Annotated in this window: 17 protein-coding genes; 13 read left to right on the forward strand and 4 right to left on the reverse strand. The window is 71.2% G+C overall.

Features of this window, described 5'->3' with window-relative positions; translation table 11 throughout:
* Nucleotides 1–4: 4 nt before the first annotated feature.
* The 3 genes from ACFY2Q_RS13595 to ACFY2Q_RS13605 all read right to left on the reverse strand — a co-directional run bounded on the left by ACFY2Q_RS13595 (nt 5) and on the right by ACFY2Q_RS13605 (nt 3,915).
* On the reverse strand, nt 5–1,600 hold the full coding sequence (locus tag ACFY2Q_RS13595; protein WP_387129975.1) for an MDR family MFS transporter: 1,596 nt from the start codon (nt 1,598–1,600) through the stop codon (nt 5–7).
* Between the two features lie 135 nt (nt 1,601–1,735).
* Nucleotides 1,736–2,176: a MarR family winged helix-turn-helix transcriptional regulator gene (locus ACFY2Q_RS13600; protein WP_387129976.1), complete on the reverse strand. Its 441-nt coding sequence runs from the start codon at nt 2,174–2,176 to the stop codon at nt 1,736–1,738.
* 26 nt (nt 2,177–2,202) lie between these two features.
* Nucleotides 2,203–3,915: an alkaline phosphatase D family protein gene (locus ACFY2Q_RS13605; protein ID WP_387129978.1), complete on the reverse strand. Its 1,713-nt coding sequence runs from the start codon at nt 3,913–3,915 to the stop codon at nt 2,203–2,205.
* A gap of 83 nt (nt 3,916–3,998) precedes the next feature.
* On the opposite strand from ACFY2Q_RS13605, the gene ftsY reads away from it, so the two are divergent.
* The 8 genes from ftsY (at nt 3,999) to ACFY2Q_RS13645 (ending at nt 14,146) form a co-directional block, all read left to right on the forward strand.
* Nucleotides 3,999–5,189, forward strand: a complete 1,191-nt coding sequence (gene ftsY / locus ACFY2Q_RS13610; protein WP_387129980.1) for a signal recognition particle-docking protein FtsY — start codon at nt 3,999–4,001, stop codon at nt 5,187–5,189.
* A gap of 6 nt (nt 5,190–5,195) precedes the next feature.
* Nucleotides 5,196–6,059, forward strand: a complete 864-nt coding sequence (locus tag ACFY2Q_RS13615) for an aminoglycoside phosphotransferase family protein (protein ID WP_387129981.1) — start codon at nt 5,196–5,198, stop codon at nt 6,057–6,059.
* Nucleotides 6,060–6,349: 290 nt separating this feature from the next.
* Nucleotides 6,350–7,762: an ammonium transporter gene (locus ACFY2Q_RS13620; protein WP_387129982.1), complete on the forward strand. Its 1,413-nt coding sequence runs from the start codon at nt 6,350–6,352 to the stop codon at nt 7,760–7,762.
* Nucleotides 7,763–7,787: 25 nt separating this feature from the next.
* Nucleotides 7,788–8,126 (forward strand): P-II family nitrogen regulator, encoded by a 339-nt coding sequence (locus tag ACFY2Q_RS13625; protein ID WP_007456507.1) that lies wholly within the window; start codon nt 7,788–7,790, stop codon nt 8,124–8,126.
* Nucleotides 8,127–8,142: 16 nt separating this feature from the next.
* Nucleotides 8,143–10,413, forward strand: coding sequence for a [protein-PII] uridylyltransferase (locus ACFY2Q_RS13630; RefSeq protein ID WP_387129984.1), 2,271 nt, complete (start codon nt 8,143–8,145; stop codon nt 10,411–10,413).
* Between the two features lie 436 nt (nt 10,414–10,849).
* Nucleotides 10,850–12,403 carry a signal recognition particle protein gene (gene ffh, locus ACFY2Q_RS13635; RefSeq protein WP_387129986.1) on the forward strand — a complete coding sequence of 518 codons (1,554 nt, stop codon included), beginning with the start codon at nt 10,850–10,852 and terminating at the stop codon, nt 12,401–12,403.
* A gap of 66 nt (nt 12,404–12,469) precedes the next feature.
* Nucleotides 12,470–13,048 (forward strand): Uma2 family endonuclease, encoded by a 579-nt coding sequence (locus tag ACFY2Q_RS13640; RefSeq protein ID WP_387129987.1) that lies wholly within the window; start codon nt 12,470–12,472, stop codon nt 13,046–13,048.
* Between the two features lie 18 nt (nt 13,049–13,066).
* Nucleotides 13,067–14,146 (forward strand): amidohydrolase family protein, encoded by a 1,080-nt coding sequence (locus ACFY2Q_RS13645; RefSeq protein ID WP_387129989.1) that lies wholly within the window; start codon nt 13,067–13,069, stop codon nt 14,144–14,146.
* 153 nt (nt 14,147–14,299) lie between these two features.
* On the opposite strand, the gene ACFY2Q_RS13650 is transcribed toward ACFY2Q_RS13645, so the two are convergent.
* Nucleotides 14,300–14,902, reverse strand: coding sequence for a TetR family transcriptional regulator (locus ACFY2Q_RS13650; protein WP_387129991.1), 603 nt, complete (start codon nt 14,900–14,902; stop codon nt 14,300–14,302).
* A gap of 121 nt (nt 14,903–15,023) precedes the next feature.
* Between ACFY2Q_RS13650 and proS the strand changes: the two genes are divergently transcribed.
* The 5 genes from proS (at nt 15,024) to rimM (ending at nt 18,748) form a co-directional block, all read left to right on the forward strand.
* A complete protein-coding gene (gene proS / locus ACFY2Q_RS13655) occupies nt 15,024–16,430 on the forward strand; it encodes a proline--tRNA ligase (RefSeq protein WP_387129992.1) in 1,407 nt (468 codons plus the stop codon).
* 74 nt (nt 16,431–16,504) lie between these two features.
* Complete coding sequence (locus tag ACFY2Q_RS13660) at nt 16,505–17,152, forward strand: DUF402 domain-containing protein (protein WP_387129994.1); 648 nt, start codon at nt 16,505–16,507, stop codon at nt 17,150–17,152.
* 231 nt (nt 17,153–17,383) lie between these two features.
* Nucleotides 17,384–17,863 carry a 30S ribosomal protein S16 gene (gene rpsP, locus ACFY2Q_RS13665; protein ID WP_387129996.1) on the forward strand — a complete coding sequence of 160 codons (480 nt, stop codon included), beginning with the start codon at nt 17,384–17,386 and terminating at the stop codon, nt 17,861–17,863.
* Entirely contained in the window at nt 17,838–18,098 is a 261-nt protein-coding gene (locus tag ACFY2Q_RS13670) for an RNA-binding protein (protein WP_200212006.1), read from the forward strand. Before rpsP ends, ACFY2Q_RS13670 begins: the two co-directional genes overlap by 26 nt.
* Complete coding sequence (rimM, locus tag ACFY2Q_RS13675; RefSeq protein WP_387129997.1) at nt 18,098–18,748, forward strand: ribosome maturation factor RimM; 651 nt, start codon at nt 18,098–18,100, stop codon at nt 18,746–18,748. The genes ACFY2Q_RS13670 and rimM overlap by 1 nt, the downstream gene beginning before the upstream one ends.
* The last annotated feature ends 2 nt before the right edge of the window (nt 18,749–18,750 follow it).

Genomic DNA, 18,750 nt, shown 5'->3' on the forward strand with positions numbered 1-18,750 from the left:
GCCGTCACCTCTGCTCGCTGGTCGGGACCACGCTCGGCTCCGGCTGGACCCTGTCGGTGGTCGGGGAGCTGTTGTGCTGCCGCAGCGGCACCTCCTTGATGAAGATCACCGCGATCAGCGCGACAAGCGCGAAGGGGGCGGCCGCCAGGAAGATGTCGCCGGCACCGTGGCCGTACGCGCTCTCCACCACGAACCGGATCGGGCCGGGCAGGGTGTGCACGTCGGGCAGGCTCCCGCCGCTGCCGGAGCTGGACGCGGGGATGCCGAGTTGGGACAGGCCGGAGGCCGTGTAGTCCTTGACCTTGTGGGCGAGCACCGCGCCGAGCACGGAGACACCTATCGCGCCGCCGAGGCTGCGGAAGAACGCCACCACCGAGCTGGCCGCACCGAGCTCACGCGGGTCGACGGTGTTCTGCACGGCGAGGACCAGGTTCTGCATTGTCATGCCGAGGCCGATGCCGATGAGCGCCATGTAGACGGCGAGCAGTGTGAAGCTGGTGTCGGCCCGCAGGGTGCCCATCAGCGCGAAGCCTGCGGTGAGCAGCGCCGTGCCGACCACCAGGAACCGCTTCCAGCGGCCGGTACGGGTGATGATCCGGCCGCTGAGCGTCGAAGAGACCAGCAGGCCGAGGATCATCGGCAGGGTCATCAGGCCGGACATGGTCGGGCTCTGGCCGCGGCTGATCTGGAAGTACTGGCCCAGGAAGACCGAGGCCCCGAACATGCCGACGCCGACCGCGATGCTGGCGACGACGGCCAGCACGATCGTGCGGTTGCGGAACAGCCGTGGCGGGATCATCGGCTCGGAGGCCCGGGTCTCCGCCCGGATCGCCAGCGCGGCGAGCACGAGGGCGCCGACCACCATCGCGGTGCTCTGCCAGGAGGCCCAGGCGAACGTGTCGCCGGCCAGCGAGACCCAGATCAGCAGCACCGAGACGGCAGCCGTGATCAGCGTGGCGCCCCACCAGTCGATCTCGGCCTTCCGCTTGACCACCGGCAGGCGCAGGGTCTTCTGGAGGACGACGAGCGCGGCGATGGCGAACGGCACACCGACGTAGAAGCACCAGCGCCAGCCGAGCCACGAGGTGTCGACGATCACGCCACCGATCAGCGGGCCGCCGATGGTGCCGACGGCCATCACGGCGCCGAGGTAGCCGCTGTAGCGGCCCCGCTCACGCGGCGCGATCATGGTCGCCATGATCACCTGGGCCAGCGCGGTGAGGCCGCCGGCGCCGACGCCCTGGAGCACCCGGCACGCGATCAGCTCAGCGGTGCCCTGCGCCGCTCCGGCGAGCACCGAGCCGAGCACGTAGATCACCAGCGACAACTGGACAAGTGTCTTCTTATTGGTCAGATCGGCCAGTTTGCCCCAGATTGGGGTGGTTGCGGTGGTCGCGAGCAGGGCGGAGGTGACCACCCAGGTGTACGCGGACTGGCCGCCGTGCAGCTCGGTGATGATCCGCGGCAGCGCGTTCGAGACCACCGTGGAGGAGAGAATCGCGACGAACATGCCCAGCAGCAGGCCGGAGAGGGCTTCCAGGATCTGCCGGTGGGTCATGTCGACGGCGGGCGCCTGGGTCGGCGCTGTCGCCTGGCTCATCGTTGCTGCCTCCGTGCGGAGTAGGGGGTCTCCGGGGCTCGCCTGTCGGGGCCTCGCCGGAGGTGCCTGACGCATGGCTTGGTTGCCTCAAGCAACAACTGGCCGGACGTCGGCGACATTCCCCAATCACCGGAGTTACTTCCAGGAGTCGTTGAACCGGCCGAGCAGCCGAGCGAACTCCTCGACGTCCCGCGCCGGCCAGTCGTCAAGGGTGCGCAGGAACTCTCCCACCCGGGCGGCCCGCGCGGCATCGAACCGGCGCTGGCCCTCCTCGGTGAACCTGATCTGCGCGGCCCGCCGGTCACTCGGATCGGGGTCGCGGTGGACCAGACCCAGCGCCTCCAGCCCGTTGATCTGCCGGCTCAACGTGCCCTTGCCCACACCGAGCCGCGCCGCCAACTCGGTCAACCGGATCGACCCGCTGCGCCGAAGCCAGAGCAGCAGCCCGTACGTGTTCGGCTCGAGATTCGGGTGTACCTCCCGGGCGATTTCCCAGGAAACTGCCCGCCCCCGACGCAGCAGTGCGGTCAACTCGTGCTCGACTGCCCGAATCGGCTCCGGAAGGTGCTCGTCCACGCGCTAGAGACTACGGTGGGGCCGCATCAGCCGTCGCTGGAGAGGCGGCGGTTCATCACCCGGCGTAGCTGACCCTCGCCCGTGGTGCCCTCGATCGTCACCTCGGCCCGGCGGCCCTGATGGGTAAGGGTGCCGACGGCGTTGCCGAAGTACGGCCCGGCCAGCTTGCGCCAGCGCACCCCGGGCCGCCGGACGCCTGCCGAGCGGGCCAGCGCCCGAGTGGCCCCCGCCGGACCGGACGACCAGCCCAGACGCATCAGCGGACGCATCCCGGCCGGCACCTGGTTGTGGATCGGCGAGCAGGTGAGCTGGTGCACAGGAGTGACCACCGAAGGATCGGCGAACCGGGCCTTTGCCACGTACGAGTGGTGCACGTCGCCGGAGAGCACGCTTATCGACGCCGGTGGGGCGTACGCCGGACCGGCGCCGACCCGCGCGCCGGACTGCTGTGGCGTGCCCGTGCCGATCCGGGCGAAGGTCTCCGCGAGCCCCTCGAAGGAACGCCGGAAGGCCGCCCAGTGCTCCAGATCCAGTGCCCGGCGCAGCTTCTCCGCCCCGCGGGCCACCCACGGCCGGCGCGAGTCGGCAAGCTTCTCGTTCCACGACTCGATGTGGTGGATGCCCTGCGGCAGCAGCCAGGGCAGCGAACTGCCGACCACCAGGTGGTCGTAGATCCCGTGCGCCTGGTCGAGAAACCAGGACCACTCACCGGGCGGCAGCATCGCCCGGCTGCCCGGCTCGAGCACGCGGCTGCACCGGTTGTCGAGCATGACCAGCCGGGTCCGGCCCAGGTCGAGCGCGTAGCTCCACTGGTATTGCACTGTGCGCCAGCGCTCGGTGTCGTGCGCCAGGTCGGACTCCTTGTCGACCCGGTGCCCGAACTCGCGGAGCACACCCGTGGCGTCCTCGGCGGCCGAGACCTTCGCGAAGACCGGGTCGGCGGCGATCTCGTCGGGGGAGAGGTTGCCCAGGTGCTGGTAGACCCAGTAGGAGGCGAGCCCGCTGCCGATCCGCTCGGCCCACCACGGCTCCTCGCGCACCTCGGCCCGCCACGACGCGGAGGTGTTCCAGTCGTCGATGATCTCGTGGTCGTCGAAGATCATCACGCTCGGCACCGTAGAGAGCAGCCAACGGATCTCCGGATCGCGCCAGGACTCCAGGTAGAGCTTGGTGTACTCGTCGAAGCTCACCACCTGGTCGGCAGGCGCGCCCTTCGGCCGCCGCCGGCGTCGCCGCAGCAGCCGACGCACCGTAGGCGAGGTCACATCGGCGTAGACCTGGTCGCCGAGCAGCACCAGCAGGTCCGGCGGCGGGTTCGACTCCGGGTCGGCCATCAACCGCCGGGCGTACGCGTCGAGCGCGTCCGGCGGCAGCTTGCGGGTGGTGGCGTGCTGGGTCGTCTCCCGGCACGAGCCGAAGATCAGGTTTACCGGCTGGTCCCGGTCGTCGGCCGCCCGGGTGCGGATCACGCTCGGCGGGAAGCCGGTGCTCGGCACCGGCCAGACGACCTCGTCGTCGACAAGCACCTCGTAGGTGGTCGTGCTGTCCGGCGTGAGCCCCTCCACCACGACGAGCGCGTAGTGGTGGTCGTACGCCGAGAAGGTGGGTGCGGTGCCGGTGGCGCCGTCGGCGGTGCGGACGGTGACCACGGCGGGCGCCGCCGTCTCCACCCAGATCGTCGCCCGGGTGTCCACCACGCGCCGCAGCAGAGGGCCGATCAGGAGGTGTGCGGCGGGCATGCGGCCGAGCCTACCGCCGGTTCGTGAAAGCGTCCGGGTGCGGTGGCTGGGACGCCGCCGCCGGCATCTGACAGGATTCCGGCATGGCCGAATATCTCGTCCTCGCTCTGGTCCTGCTCGGTGTGTTGATCGCCGGCACAGTCGGGCTGGTCGTGCCCCGGTTGCGGCGGCGGCCCGAGCCTCCGTTGCCGCGCACCGAGGTCGACACCCGCGCCGAGGAGGATCTTGCCGGCCCGCCGGTCGAGGCACCGGAGTCCGATCTGTCCACGGGCGTCCTGGTCGAGCCGCCGCCCGTGCTCGAGGCTCCCGCGCCCACCGTCGAGGTGCCCGAGCCGACCGCCGGACGGCTCGTCCGACTCCGCTCCCGGCTGTCCCGATCGCAGAACGTGTTCGGCAAGGGCCTGCTCGGCCTGCTCGCCCGCGACCACCTCGACGAGGACGTGTGGGAGGAGATCGAGGACAGCCTGATCACCGCCGACGTCGGCGTCGACGCGACCCGGGACATCGTCGACAGGCTGCGCGAGCAGACTCGTGTGCTGGGCACCCGCTCGGCCTCGGAACTGCGTGCGCTGCTCGCTGCCGAGCTGGTCAACGCGCTCGACCCGAGTCTGGACCGGTCGTTGCGGACCGCACCGAAGGACGGCGTGCCGGCTGTGGTGCTTGTCGTCGGGGTCAACGGTGCCGGCAAGACCACCACCTGCGGCAAGATCGCCCGGGTGCTTGTCGCCGACGGCCGCACCGTCCTGCTCGGCGCTGCGGACACCTTCCGGGCGGCCGCCGCCGACCAGTTGCAGACCTGGGGCTCGCGCGTCGGCGCCGAGACGGTCCGCGGGCCCGAGGCCGCCGACCCGGCAAGCGTCGCCTTCGACGCGGTCAAGCGCGGCATCGACACCGGCGTGGACACCGTGCTCATCGACACCGCCGGCCGCCTCCAGAACAAGGTCGGCCTCATGGACGAGCTGGGCAAGGTCAAGCGGGTGGTCGAGAAGCAGGGCCCGATCGACGAGACACTGCTCATCCTCGACGCCACAACCGGCCAGAACGGCCTGGAACAGGCCCGGGTCTTCACCGAGGTCGTCAACGTGACAGGCGTGGTGCTCACCAAGCTCGACGGCACCGCGAAGGGCGGCATCGTGATCGCCGTGCAGCGCAAACTCGGCATCCCGGTGAAGCTCGTCGGGCTCGGCGAAGGCAAGGACGACCTCGCCCCGTTCGACCCGGCGCAGTTCGTCGACGCGTTGCTGGGGACCGAACCCGCCGGACGGGACGCGTAGTCTCGGGTGTCCAGTGACAACCGCGCGTACGCGGGCTGGCGCGACCCCGGCCACCCTTCGCAGCGCCTCGGGAGACCGTACGTGACTTCGCAGGAGATCCCGCTGCACGGCGGCAACGTGAGCACCGTTGTCCGCGTCGGGGACACGGTCCGCCGCAACGCCGGGCCGTGGACCCCGTCCGTGCACGCCCTGCTGCGCCACCTGGAGTACGTCGGGTTCACCGGCGCGCCCCGGGCGCTCGGCATGGACGAACGCAACCGTGAGGTGCTGTCGTACCTGGAGGGGGAGTGCGGAGAATATCCGCTGGCCCCGCACTGGGTCACCGACGAGGCGCTGGTCACCGTCGCCACCATGCTGCGGATGTTCCACGACGCGCAGTACGGCTTCACCCCGCCACCGACGGCGGTCTGGCGCTCGTTCGGCCCCCCACCGCCGGACACCGAGGTGATCTGCCACCACGACGCCGCGCCGCACAACGTGATCTGGCGGCCGGACGGCACCCTCGGGTTGATCGACTTCGACCTCGCCTCACCCGGCGCCCGGATCTACGACGTGGCGTACGCGGCGTGGACCTGGGTTCCGATCTTCGCCGACCGGGACTCGATCACGCTGGGCTGGAAGCGTCCGGACCGGCCGCGCCGGCTGCGGCTCTTCGCCGACGCGTACGGGCTGATCCCCCGCGACCGGCACCGGCTGATCCGGACCATCCGCAAGCGGATCGTGGACCACGTCGAGGGCATCCGCCGGATGGCCGCGGCCGGTGAGCCAGCGTTCGTCCGGATCGTGCACAAGGGGCACCTGCGCCGGCCGATGCGCGACCTGCGGCTGCTCGACTACGAGCGGCACGCCCTGGAGAACGCGCTCCGCTGAGCGTCAACCGTCGAGTGCCGGCCCGTCGATGCCCGGCCGGTCTCGGCGGTCGCGCCGGTCGATGGGTGTCGCCGGTCGGCTATCGACATCCGCCGTCCGGCCGATCCACCACCGTCCATGCCGACGACTGTGCAGACTCCGTGACACGTACGAAACAACCCGTCACCAAACGGAAACCCGCATGGGACCCTGCGTGAAACAGCCGGCCGCGAAGCTTCCGCGCAACCGGCCTACGGGCGACGCTGCCCCGGAAAGCCGCGAAGGAGGACTTCACCTTTTAGGAGGCCAGCGTGCCTGAAGCACCGACGATCGACGGCGCCAATACCGTTTGGCTGCTGGTTTCGACAGCGCTCGTGCTGCTCATGACCCCCGGACTGGCGCTGTTCTACGGCGGCCTCAACCGGTCCAAGGGCGTGCTCAACATGATGATGATGAGCTTCTCCGCCATCGGGCTCATCTCTATTCTGTGGTGGTTCTACGGTTTCAGCGTCGCCTTCGGGACCGACGTGAACGGATTCTGGGGCGACCCGGGCGCGTACCTCGGCACCAAGACCTTCCTCGCCGAGACCGACCTGTGGGGTGCCACGGCCGAGAACCCCAGCGGCATCGGGGTTCCGCTCTACGTGTTCATGGCCTTCCAGATGGTCTTCGCGGTGATCACCGTCGCGCTGATCAGCGGTGCCATCGCCGACCGGGCCAAGTTCGCCGGCTGGCTGCTGTTCGCCTTCGGCTGGGCCACCCTTGTCTACTTCCCCGTCGCCCACTGGGTGTGGGGCGGCGGCATCATCGGCGGTGACATCCACGCGCTGGACTTCGCCGGTGGCACCGCGGTGCACATCAACGCCGGTGCGGCAGCCCTGGCCGTGGCTCTGGTGCTCGGCAAGCGGCTGGGCTGGCCGCGGGAGGGCATGAAGCCGCACAACATCCCGCTTGTCGCGCTCGGCGCTGGTCTGCTGTGGTTCGGCTGGTTCGGGTTCAACGCCGGCTCGGAGCTGACCGTCGACTCGGTCGCCGCGCTCGCCTTCATCAACACCCAGCTCGCCACGGCGGCGGCGGTGCTCGGCTGGATCGTTGTCGAGTGGATCAAGGACCGGAAGCCGACGATGGTCGGTGCCTCCTCCGGCGCTGTGGCCGGTCTGGTCGCCATCACCCCGGCCTGTGGCTTCATCGCACCCTGGGCGGCCGTGCTGCTCGGCATCGTCGCCGGTGCGGTGTGCGCCGTGGCGGTCAGCCTCAAGTACAAGCTCGGCTACGACGACTCCCTCGACGTGGTCGGCGTGCACTTCGTCGGCGGCTGGATCGGCTCGCTCTGGCTGGGCCTGTTCGCCACCAACTCCGTCAACGCCGCGATCAGCGACGTGGTGGGTGCCTCCGACGGCCTGTTCTACGGCGGCGGCGTGACCCAGCTCGGGCGGCAGGCCCTCGCCGGTCTGATCGTCACCGTCTGGTCGTTCGCCATCGCCTGGGTGCTGGCCTTCGCCATCGAGAAGACGATCGGCTTCCGCGTCAAGGGTGAGGCCGAGGTCGACGGCATCGACATCGCCGAGCACGCCGAGAGCGGCTACGACCTGTCTCCGTCAGGTGGCGGCACGGGCAGCGCGTTCGCGATGGCCGGCATCGGCACCCCTGGTGGCGGCGCGACGAGCGGTGCCACGCCGGAAGCGGACTCCTCCGCGCCGGTCAGCGAGAAGGTCGCCGGTTAACGTTCCTGGGATGGAGGGGTTGGACATGAAGCTGGTGACCGCGGTCATCAAGCCGTACCAACTGGACGCGGTGAAGGAAGCTCTGCACGCCCTCGGGGTGGCCGGGTTGACCGTCAGCGAGGTGCAGGGGTACGGACGGCAGAAGGGGCACACCGAGGTCTACCGGGGTGCCGAGTACACGGTCGAGTTCCTGCCCAAGATCCGGGTTGAGGTGCTCACCGACGAGATCGACGTGGAAAAGATCGTGGACGCGATCGTCGGTGCGGCCCGCACGGGCAAGATCGGCGATGGCAAGGTCTGGGTCACAGGTGTCGAGGAGGTCGTCCGGGTGCGTACCGGCGAGCGCGGCCTCGACGCCCTCTGATCCGGAAACGACAGACATGACCTCGTTGATCAAGGGGAGCGCGTCAGCGGCCGACGGTGGCGCGAACCTCTTGATCAACGAGGTCGTCGGCGTTCCGGGAGGCATCGGCGAGCCCGCCCGGCAGGCGCGAGCGGCGGCGTACGACAACTTCCTGCGCGGGTTGCTGCCCGCGCGTGAGGGGGTCGCGCTGATCGCCGTGGGTGGGCTGGGCCGGCGGCAGTGCGCCCCGTACGGCGACCTCGACCTGGTGCTGCTGCACGCCGGCGTGCCCGGCACCGACGAGTTGGCCGCCTCGGTCTGGTACCCGATCTGGGACGCCGGCCTGCGGCTGGACCACTCGGTGCGTACCGTCTCCGAAGCTCTCTCGGTGGCCCAGGACGACGTGAAGGTCGCCCTCGGGCTGCTCGACGCCCGGCTGGTGGCCGGCGACGCGGCGCTTGCGGACGCGCTTGTCAGCACCGCCGCCGACCACTGGCGACGCACCGCCGTCCGTCAGTTGGTGGGCCTGCGGGAGGTCACCGCCGCCCGCTGGCAGGCGCACGGCGAACTCGCCTTCCTGCTCGAGGGTGACCTCAAGGAGGCCGCCGGCGGGCTGCGGGACGTGGGGCTGCTGCGCGCCATCTCCGCCGCCGGAATCACCGACGCGCTGCGACCCGCTGTCCGCGCCGCCCACCTGCGCCTGCTGGACACCCGGGACGCCCTGCACCAGCAGGTCGGCCGCCGGGTCGACCGGCTTGTCGCCCAGGAACGCGACGGCGTTGCCGCGCTCCTCGCACTCGACGACGGCGACGCACTCCTGCGGCGCGTCGCCGGGGACGCCCGCACGGTTAGTCACGCCCTGGACGACGCCTTCCGGGCCGCCGACCGGCTGCGTTCCGGCCGGTCCCGAGGCGGCAACGGTCGACCCGTCCGCCGCCCGGTGGCCCGCGACGTGGTCGAGCACGACGGCGAGCTGGTGCTTGCCCGCACGGCCATCGGCGCACGCCCCGACCCGAGCCTGTCGCTGCGGGTGGCCGCTGCGGCGGCCGCGACCCGGCTGCCGATCGCCCGGGCCACTTGCGAGTGGCTGGCCGCGTACTGCCCGCCGCTGCCCGCGCCGTGGCCGGCCGAGGCCCGGGCCGCGCTCACCACCCTGCTCGGCGCCGGTCCCGGCCTCGTGCCGGCCTGGGAGACCTGCGACAGGTACGGGCTTGTCGACGGCTGGCTGCCCGAGTGGACCCGGCTGCGCAGCCTGCCCCAGCACAACCCGGTGCACCGCTACACCCTCGACCGGCACCTCGTGCAGGCCGCCAACGAGGCCAGCCGGCACACCCGCGAGGTGGAGCGCCCCGACCTGCTGCTGCTCGGCGCGCTGCTGCACGACATCGGCAAGGGCCTTCCCGGCGACCACAGCACCGTCGGTGTGCCGCTCGCCGAGGCGGTGGCGACCAGGATCGGCCTGCCCGCCCCGGAGGTCGCGCTGATCGGCAGGCTGGTCCGGCTGCATCTGCTGCTGCCCGACGTGGCCACCCGCCGGGACCTCGCCGACCCGGTCACCATCGCGTCGGTGGCCGAGGCGGTGGGCGACACCGGCACCCTCGACCTGCTGCACGCGCTGGTCCGCGCGGACGCGGCAGCCACCGGCCCGGCAGCCTGGTCGGACTGGAAGGGCAGGCTCGTCGCCGAGTTGGTCGCCCGGGTCCGCACCGCACTGGACACCGGCGTACTCCCCGAACCGCCCGCTCCGGACCCGGCGCTGCTGGACGGGCCGCTGCCTGTCGTACACCTGACCGGTGACCGAGTGGCGGTGGCCGCGGCGGACCGGCGTGGCCTGCTCGCCACGGTGGCCGGTTGCCTGGCCCTGCACCGGCTGGAAGTGATCTCCGCGGACGCCTCGGTGGTCGACGGCCGGGCCCTGGTCGAGTGCCGGGTGCAACCCCGCTACGGTCTGCCGCCGGACCCGGTTCCGCTCCGCGCCGACCTGAGCAGGGCGGTCGCCGGCGACGTGTCGGTCACCCAGCGGCTGCGCGGCCGTGCGCTCGCCGCCCGGGGCGGCGGCGCGGCACCCCGGGTCGTCTGGCACCGCGAGGCGGCCACCGACGCCGTGCTGCTCGAACTCCGCGCGGCCGACGCTGCCGGGCTGCTCTACCGGGTCACCTGCGCGCTCGACGAGGCGGGCGCACTGGTCCGCGCCGCCCGCATCTCCACCCTCGGCGCCGACGTGGTGGACGCCTTCTATCTGGTCGGCGGCTGGCCGGACGACGCCACCCGAGCCCGCCTGGAGGCCGCGGTCCTGGCCGCCGTGTAACTCTCCCGGCCCGACTGCAACCCGCGACAGATATTCGGCACCCGCAAAGGTGCGGGGCGTCCAAGGGATGCGGGCTCGGCAGGCTGATCTGGGCGGTCCTGCTCGGGCAGCAGCGCAGCGTAGCTGCCGACGCCGCGGTGGGACCGCCTGACCCCTGTCATGTCTCTGTGAGCGTGATGCCACAGCGGCATCTAGATGCCGCTGTGGCATCACGCTCACAGGAGCGTCCGGTGCCGCGAGGGGGCGGACGGCAGCCGCCGCACAACCCACCGTCCAGAGCGCGGGCGGCCGAGCACGGGCCGGCCAGAGCCCTCCGGGACGCGGGCCGGGCCGGGCGACAGCGGCCGTGCGGTGGGCCGGTTACCCTAGCGGTGGCCGGACTCCGCAGTGCCGGCCGGGTTGTGCCCGCCGGAACACTGACAAACGGGATGTTCGCGTGTTTGACACCTTGAGTGACCGCCTGTCCGGGATCTTCACCAAGCTCCGCGGCAAGGGGCGGCTCACCGACGCCGACATCGACGCCACCGCGCGCGAGATCCGCCTCGCGCTGCTGGAGGCGGACGTCGCGTTGCCGGTGGTCAAGGGCTTCATCGCGGCCGTCAAGGAGCGTGCGCGCAGCGCCGAGGTCTCCCAGGCGCTCAACCCGGCCCAGCAGATCATCAAGATCGTCAACGAAGAGCTGATCAACGTGCTCGGCGGCGAGGGGCGACGGCTCCAGTTCGCCAAGCACCCGCCGACGGTGATCATGCTGGCCGGTCTCCAGGGTTCCGGTAAGACCACCCTGGCCGGCAAGCTGGCCCGCTGGCTTAAGAGCCAGGGGCACCAGCCGCTGCTGGTCGCCGCCGACCTCCAGCGCCCCAACGCCGTCGGGCAGCTCCAGGTGCTCGGTGGCCGGGCCGGCGTCGAGGTGTACGCCCCGGAGCCCGGCAACGGCACCGGTGACCCCGTGCAGGTGGCCCGCGCCTCGATCGAGCACGCGAAGCGGGCAGCCCGCGACATCGTCATCGTCGACACCGCCGGCCGACTCGGCATCGACGCCGAGATGATGCAGCAGGCCGCCGACATCCGTGACGCGGTCCAGCCGGACGAGGTCATCTTCGTCATCGACGCGATGGTCGGTCAGGACGCCGTCCGCACCGCCGAGGCCTTCCGCGACGGCGTCGGCATCACGGGCGTGGTGCTGTCCAAGCTCGACGGTGACGCCCGTGGTGGTGCCGCGCTGTCCGTCCGCGAGGTCACCGGGCAGCCGATCCTCTTCGCCTCCACAGGCGAGAAGCTGGAGGACTTCGACGTCTTCCACCCCGACCGGATGGCCAGCCGGATCCTCGGCATGGGCGACGTCCTCACTCTGATCGAGCAGGCCGAGCAGGCCTTCGACTCCGATCAGAAGGAGAAGATGACCGCCAAGCTGATGGGCGGTGAGCAGTTCACCCTTGACGACTTCCTCGACCAGCTCATCGCGGTGCGGCGGATGGGGCCGATCGCCAACGTGCTGGCCATGATGCCGGGCATGGGGCAGATGAAGGACCAGCTCTCCGAGCTGGACGACAGCCACTTCGACCGGGTCACCGCGATCATCAGGTCGATGACCCCGGGCGAGCGGACCAACCCGAAGATCATCAACGGCTCCCGCCGGGCGCGCATCGCCAACGGCTCCGGAGTCACGGTGATGGACGTCAACCAGCTGCTCAACCGCTTCGCCGACGCGCAGAAGATGATGAAGCAGATGGGCGGCATGATGGGCCTGCCCGGCGGTGGCCGGCGCAAGGCGACCAAGTCCCCCAAGAACAAGCGCAAGGGCACGAAGGGTGGCGGTCGTCCGCGCACCGGGGCCGGAATGCCCGGCGGGTTCCCGGGTGGCATGCCGCAGCTCCCGCCGGGGATGGACCCGAACGACCTCGCTGGTGGCCAGGGCCTGCCGCCCGGCTTCAAGCTGCCGAAGATCGACTTCAACAAGCTCGGCAAGGGCGGCGACAAGGGCCCCCGCTAGCGTGTCGGTGACGGGAGGCGACGTTTCCAGCTCATAGGGTGACGTCGCCCCCTGGAAGGAGATGTCATGACCGCGGCCCCGATCCTGCCGGAGCGGCACGAGTGGACGGTCGACGACCTGGGTGATCTGCCCAAGGACCTTCCGTACGAACTGATCAACGGAAGGTTGATCGTGCCGTCGCCAACTGCCGTGCACCAAGAGTTGTGTGTCGAACTGCTGCTCGCGCTTCGGGTCAACTGCCCGCCCGAATATCTGGTCAGCATCGACCTGTCGATGCGGGTCGACAGACGCAACGAGCCGCACCCCGACGTGGTCGTCATCCGCCGCACGCACGCCGGGCGGTCACCCGTCCCGGTCGAGGACGCCCTACTCGCCGTGGAGGTGGTGTCGTCGACCTCCACCTTCCGCGACATGTACGACAAGGCCAAGGCCTACGCGCACGCCGGCATCCGGTCCTACTGGGTGCTCGACCCGACCCAGGAGCGTCTCACGCTCACCGAGTACGCCCTCGGGGCGAACCGCGAGTACGAGCAGGTCGCGCACACCGAGGACCTGTTCGTCACCGAGCGACCGTGGAAGGTCTCGGTGGACCTGCCGGCCCTGACCGCCCGGAAGAACGACCTGCTCTCCCCCGACGGCGAGTGATCAGGTAGGACTGTGCACATGGCTCTTCACGTGCGCGGTGTCCTGCTCCCCGACGACGAGGTTCGCGATCTCTGGCTGGTCGACGACCGGGTGACCTTCACCCCGGTGCCCGGGGCGGAGACGGTGGTCGACGGCGGCTTCGTCCTGCCGGGGCTCGTCGACGCGCACTGCCACATCGGCATCGCCCGTGGCGGCACCCCGATCACCTCCCTCGACCAGGCCCGCACGCTGGCCCGCACCGACCGGGACGCCGGGGTGCTGGCCATCCGCGACGCGGGTTCGCCGTACCCGTACGCCGAGTTGGACGACGAGCCCGACCTGCCGCGACTGGCCCGCGCGGGCCAGCATGTCGCGCCACCCAAGCGCTACCTGCGCGACATCGGCGTGGAGGTCGGCGCGGCAGAGGTGGCCGCGACGGTGGCCGCGCAGGCACGGGCCGGCAACGGCTGGGTCAAGCTGGTCGGCGACTGGATCGACAGGGGCGTGGGTGACCTGGCGCCGGCCTGGGACGCCGACACCCTCACCGCCGCCGTACGGGCCGCACACGACGCAGGGGTACGCGCCGCCGTGCACACCTTCTCCGAGTCCGCTGTGGAGATCATGGTGAGGGCCGGGGTGGACTCGGTCGAGCACGGCACCGGGCTGAGCCTCGACCTGATCGACGAGATGGCCCGCCAGGGCACCGCGCTGGTCCCCACGATGATCAACATCGCCACCTTCGGGGGCATCGCCGAACAGGCGCAGGCCAAGTTCCCCGGATACGCCGAGCACATGCTCTCGTTGCGCGACCGCTTTCCCGAGGTGGTGCGGGCGGCACACGAGGCGGGCGTGCCGATCTACGTGGGCACCGACGCTGGCGGCGGCATCGACCACGGGCTCGCCGCCGAGGAGATGCTGCTGCTGCACGAGCAGGCCGGAATGTCGGCGATCGACGTCCTCGCCGCCGCCTCCTGGGGCGCCCGGGAGTGGCTCGGCTTCCCCGGCCTGGTCGAGGGCGGCCTCGCCGACCTGACCGTCTACCCGGAGGACCCCCGCCGCGACCTGCGCGTGGTGCGGGCACCGTCCCGCACGATCCTGCGCGGACGCGTCGTCCGCTGACCCAACCCGCCTACCCCGCAGGCACCCGCCATGCCCCAAGATCCACACAACATCGGGGATGTTGCTGTCTCCCGGGCGCCGGAGGCAGCAATATCCCCGATGTTGCGACGATCTTGGACGCGTTGCGCGGCGCGGGGCCGGGGCGCGGCGGGGTCAGTGGGGTGGGCGGGCGGCGGCGGCGAAGAGGCGTAGGGCCAGGTCGGTCAGGGCCGAGGCGGTCTGGTCGATCGGGGAGCGGGGAAGCACGATGTGACTCACCACGAGCCGGACGATCGTGTCGGCGGCGAAGGTCAGAGCCGCCCGGTCCGCGCCGGGCAGCTGGCCGTCGGCCCACTCGATCAGCGCGCCGGACGCCTCGCTGAGCACCACCTCGGCGCGGGTGGTCAGGTACGGCAGCAACTCGTCCGAGCCGCCCCGGGCGCTTGTCAGGATCGTCTTGACCAGCGGGTTGTCCGCCGCCGTGGCGAGGGTGTGCGAGATCGCCGCGTACGCGCCGGCCCGGACGTCGGAGCCGTGCGCGACGAGCGCGGCCCGGACATCGCCGACGAACCGGTCCACCTCACGCCGGGCGAGCGCCTCGGCCAGCCCGGCCTTGCTGCCGAACTCGTTGTAGACGGTCTGCCGGCTCACCCCGGCCGCGGTGGCCACCCCGCCCATCCGTACCGCATCCCAGCCGGAGGCAATGGTCCGCGAGCGGGCCGCGTCCACGATCGTGTCCCGCAGTCGCTGCCGCGGCGGGTGCGTCGATTCAGTCATTGTGGTCGAAGTCTACGATCGCCCCCTCCGATCAGCCCAGGACGACCGTGTCGCGGGCGCGCGGCGGCGTAGTGCCTCCCGGGCGCGGTGGTGCCCCGCACGGCGCATAGGATGTGCGGTCATGGCACGCGTGCTCACTCCCCGCGCGGAGGACTTCCCCCGCTGGTACCAGGACCTGATCGCCAAGGCGAAGCTGGCCGACAACGGCCCGGTCCGCGGCACCATGGTCATCCGACCGGCCGGCTACGCCATCTGGGAGCGTATGCAGACCGAGATGGACGCCCGGATCAAGGCGGCCGGCGCGGAGAACGCGTACTTCCCGCTCTTCATCCCCGAGAGCTACCTCAAGCGTGAGGCCCAGCACGTCGAGGGCTTCTCGCCGGAGCTTGCGGTGGTCACCCACGGTGGCGGCAAGCAGCTCGCCGAGCCGGTGGTGGTGCGCCCGACGAGCGAGACGGTCATCGGCGAGTTCATGGCCAAGTGGATCGACTCGTACCGGGACCTGCCGCTGCTGCTCAACCAGTGGGCGAACGTCGTCCGGTGGGAGCTGCGCCCGCGGATCTTCCTGCGTACCAGCGAGTTCCTGTGGCAGGAGGGGCACACCGCGCACGCCACACGTGAGGACGCCCGGGCGTACGCGCGGCGGATCCTGCACGAGGCGTACGAGGACCTGATGGTCAACGTGCTCGCCATCCCGGTCGTGGTAGGTCTGAAGACCACTCGTGAGCGGTTCGCCGGGGCGACTGCCACGTACACCTGCGAAGGCATGATGGGCGACGGCAAGGCGCTGCAGTTGGGCACCAGCCACGAGCTGGGCCAGAACTTCGCCAAGGCGTTCGACATCAGCTACTCGGCCAAGGAGGGCGGCCGGGAGCACGCGTGGACGACCTCCTGGGGCACGTCGACCCGGATGCTTGGCGGCCTGATCATGGCCCACGGTGACGACAATGGCCTGCGGGTGCCGCCGAGGCTGGCCCCGATCCAGGCGTACATCATGATCGTCAAGGATGGCGAGGGTGTCGCCGAGGCGGCGGCCAAGCTGCGCGACAGCCTGCGCGACGCCGGTGTCCGGGTCGCGCTCGACGACCGGACCGACACCGCGTTCGGCCGGCGGGCCGTCGACGCCGAGCTGCGTGGCTATCCGGTACGCGTCGAGGTCGGCCCCCGTGACCTGGCCGTCGGCAACGCGACTGTGGTGCGCCGCACGGACGGGTCGAAGTCGCCGACGCCGGTGGCCGACGTGGTGGCCGCGGTGCTTGCCGCGTTGGAGGCCGACCAGCAGGTGCTGCACGACCAGGCGCTTGCCAACCGCGACTCTCGCACGGTGGAGGTGGCCACCCTGGCCGAGGCGATCGAGGCCGCCGCGACCGGCTGGGCCCGGGTGCCGTGGTCGGCGGTCGGCGTGGCCGGCGAGGCCGAGGCCAACGGCCAGGGCGTCACGGTGCGCTGTCTGGTGCGCGCCGACGGCTCGGTCCCCGACTCGGAGGACGAGCCCGACCTGGTCGCGATCCTCGCCCGCGCCTACTGAGGTGTTAGGAAGGGCACCTTCCCATCGTCTGCGGTAGAGGAAGGGCCCCTGCAAACAGCCCCGGAGGTTTTGCCGTGCGCTTCGCGCCGGGTCGGCTGATCATGCACCGCAACGTGCGGCACGGCCGGATCGGATGGGTCCGGCCGGGCCGGGTGGTCAGCGACGACGAGCGTGGCCTGCTGGTCTGGATCGCCCGGGATTCCCCGGTGGCCCACGAGGTCACCGCGGAGGGGCTGGGGATGCGGGCGATGCCGTTCACCCAGTGGATCTCGTCGACGTACCGGTTGGCGCACAGCAGCTGGAACGGGCCGCCGCTGTTGAAGTTCCTGCCCACCGGGGCGGCGCATTCGGTCTGGTGGTTCCGGGACGCGCGGGGACAGTTCGCACACTGGTACGTCAACCTGGAGGAGCCCGGCGTGCGCTGGGACGACGGCTCGGTGGCCGGCGTCGACGTGGTGGACCAGGACCTCGACGTGGTGGTGCGCCCGGACCTGAGCTGGGAGTGGAAGGACGAGGACGAGTTCGTCGAGCGGCTCGCCTTCGGCGACGACTACTGGGTGACCGACGAGAAGGCGGTCCGCGCCGAGGGGGAGCGGGTGATCGCGCTCGCCGAGGCCGGCGCGTTCCCGTTCGACGGCACGTGGTGCGACTTCCAACCCCCGCCGGAATGGGACGTACCGGATGAACTTCCGCCCGGCTGGGATCGCCCGCCGGTGCGCTGAGATGGTGTTCCTGGTCACCGGCGACGCGCTGTCCGGGTCCGGTGTGAGAGATCGGCGGCGGATCTGGCAGAATGGGTCGCTGGTATCCGGCGCGCGTCCGGCGCCCTCTAACCCGGGCGCGTCGCCAGTCCACCGAGTTGTCTCCGGCCCAACCCCACGGGTCCGGTCGGCGCTCACCCATGCACACCGCCCGCACCGGGCCGGTGAGATCGCAACAGGAGCGAAACAACTGTGGCCGTAAAGATCCGGCTCCTGCGGATGGGCAAGATCCGCAACCCGCAGTACCGCATCGTCATCGCCGACTCGCGCACCAAGCGCGACGGCCGGGCGATCGAGTTCGTCGGGGTTTACCAGCCCAAGGAAGACCCCTCGATCATCGAGGTCAAGTCCGAGCGGGTCCAGTACTGGCTGTCCGTCGGCGCCCAGCCGAGCGAGGCGGTGCAGCGGCTGCTGGAGCTGACCGGTGACTGGCAGAAGTACAAGGGCCTGCCGGCCCCGCCGCCGCTGCTTGTCGCCCCCGAGAAGGCCGACCGCAAGGCAGCGTACGAGGCTGAGGCGAAGGCCGCCGCCGGGCTGACCCCGGAGGCTCCGGCCAAGCCGGCCAAGAAGGCCGCCAAGGCTGCCGAGGCCCCGAAGGCTGAGGCTCCGGCGACCGAGGCCCCGAAGGCTGAGGCCCCGGCTGCCGCTGCCGACGCCGGTGAGCAGGCCTGACATGCCTCTGCGTCCGGCGTTGGAGCACCTGGTCAAGGGCATCGTCGAGCACCCGGACGACGTCCGGGTGCGGATGGTCGATTCCCGTCGGGGCAAGCGGCTCGAAGTCCGCGTTCACCCCGAGGACCTTGGCACGGTGATCGGGCGGTCCGGCCGGACCGCCAAGGCGCTGCGCCAGGTGATCGGCTCCATCGGCGGGCGCGGAGTACGCGTCGACATCGTCGACTCGTACTGATGCAACTCGTCATCGGAAGGATCGGCAAGCCGCACGGCATCCGCGGTGAGGTCACCGTGGAAGTGCGGACCGACGAGCCCGAAGCACGGTTCGCCCCCGGCACAGTGCTGCGCACTGAGCCGGGGGCGACGCCCCCGACCCCAGCCCCGCGCAGCACTGTGCTGCGCACTGAGCCGGGGGCGGTTCCGCCCTCCGCACCTGCGACGGACGGCGCTGGATCGGGGGCCGTGCCCGCTCCTGCGGGTGAGCCCGGGGTGCTGTTCCGGGTTCCGGCGGAGCTGACCATCGAGGAATCCCGCTTCCACCAGGGTCGGATGCTTGTCGCGTTCGAGGGGGTCCTCGACCGCAACGGTGCCGAGGCGCTGCGCGGCACCCTGCTCGTGGTGGACAGCGCCGACGTGGCCCCGCCGGATGATCCGGAGGAGTTCCACGACCACCAGTTGGTCGGGCTGGCCGTGGTGACCCCGGCGGGTGAACGACTGGGCGAGGTTGCCCGGATCGACCACGCGCCGTCCTCCGACCTTCTGGTGCTGCGGCGCCCCGAGGGGCGTACCGCGTTGATTCCGTTCGTCCGGGCGATCGTTCCGGAGGTCGACCTGGCCGGTGGACGCGTCATCGTCGACCCGCCAGCCGGGCTGCTCGACCTCTAGAG

This window comes from Micromonospora sp. NPDC000316 (genome assembly GCF_042898885.1).
Lineage (GTDB): Bacteria > Actinomycetota > Actinomycetes > Mycobacteriales > Micromonosporaceae > Micromonospora.

Excerpts from the sequence above, each read along its gene's own strand:
- ACFY2Q_RS13595 (WP_387129975.1), bottom strand. The coding sequence starts at position 1,600 with ATGAGCCAGGCGACAGCGCCGACCCAGGCGCCCGCCGTCGACATGACC.
- ACFY2Q_RS13605 (WP_387129978.1), bottom strand. The coding sequence starts at position 3,915 with ATGCCCGCCGCACACCTCCTGATCGGCCCTCTGCTGCGGCGCGTGGTG.
- ftsY (WP_387129980.1), top strand. The coding sequence starts at position 3,999 with ATGGCCGAATATCTCGTCCTCGCTCTGGTCCTGCTCGGTGTGTTGATC.
- ACFY2Q_RS13625 (WP_007456507.1), top strand. The coding sequence starts at position 7,788 with ATGAAGCTGGTGACCGCGGTCATCAAGCCGTACCAACTGGACGCGGTG.
- ACFY2Q_RS13630 (WP_387129984.1), top strand. The coding sequence starts at position 8,143 with ATGACCTCGTTGATCAAGGGGAGCGCGTCAGCGGCCGACGGTGGCGCG.
- ACFY2Q_RS13640 (WP_387129987.1), top strand. The coding sequence starts at position 12,470 with ATGACCGCGGCCCCGATCCTGCCGGAGCGGCACGAGTGGACGGTCGAC.
- ACFY2Q_RS13645 (WP_387129989.1), top strand. The coding sequence starts at position 13,067 with ATGGCTCTTCACGTGCGCGGTGTCCTGCTCCCCGACGACGAGGTTCGC.
- ACFY2Q_RS13650 (WP_387129991.1), bottom strand. The coding sequence starts at position 14,902 with ATGACTGAATCGACGCACCCGCCGCGGCAGCGACTGCGGGACACGATC.
- proS (WP_387129992.1), top strand. The coding sequence starts at position 15,024 with ATGGCACGCGTGCTCACTCCCCGCGCGGAGGACTTCCCCCGCTGGTAC.
- rimM (WP_387129997.1), top strand. The coding sequence starts at position 18,098 with ATGCAACTCGTCATCGGAAGGATCGGCAAGCCGCACGGCATCCGCGGT.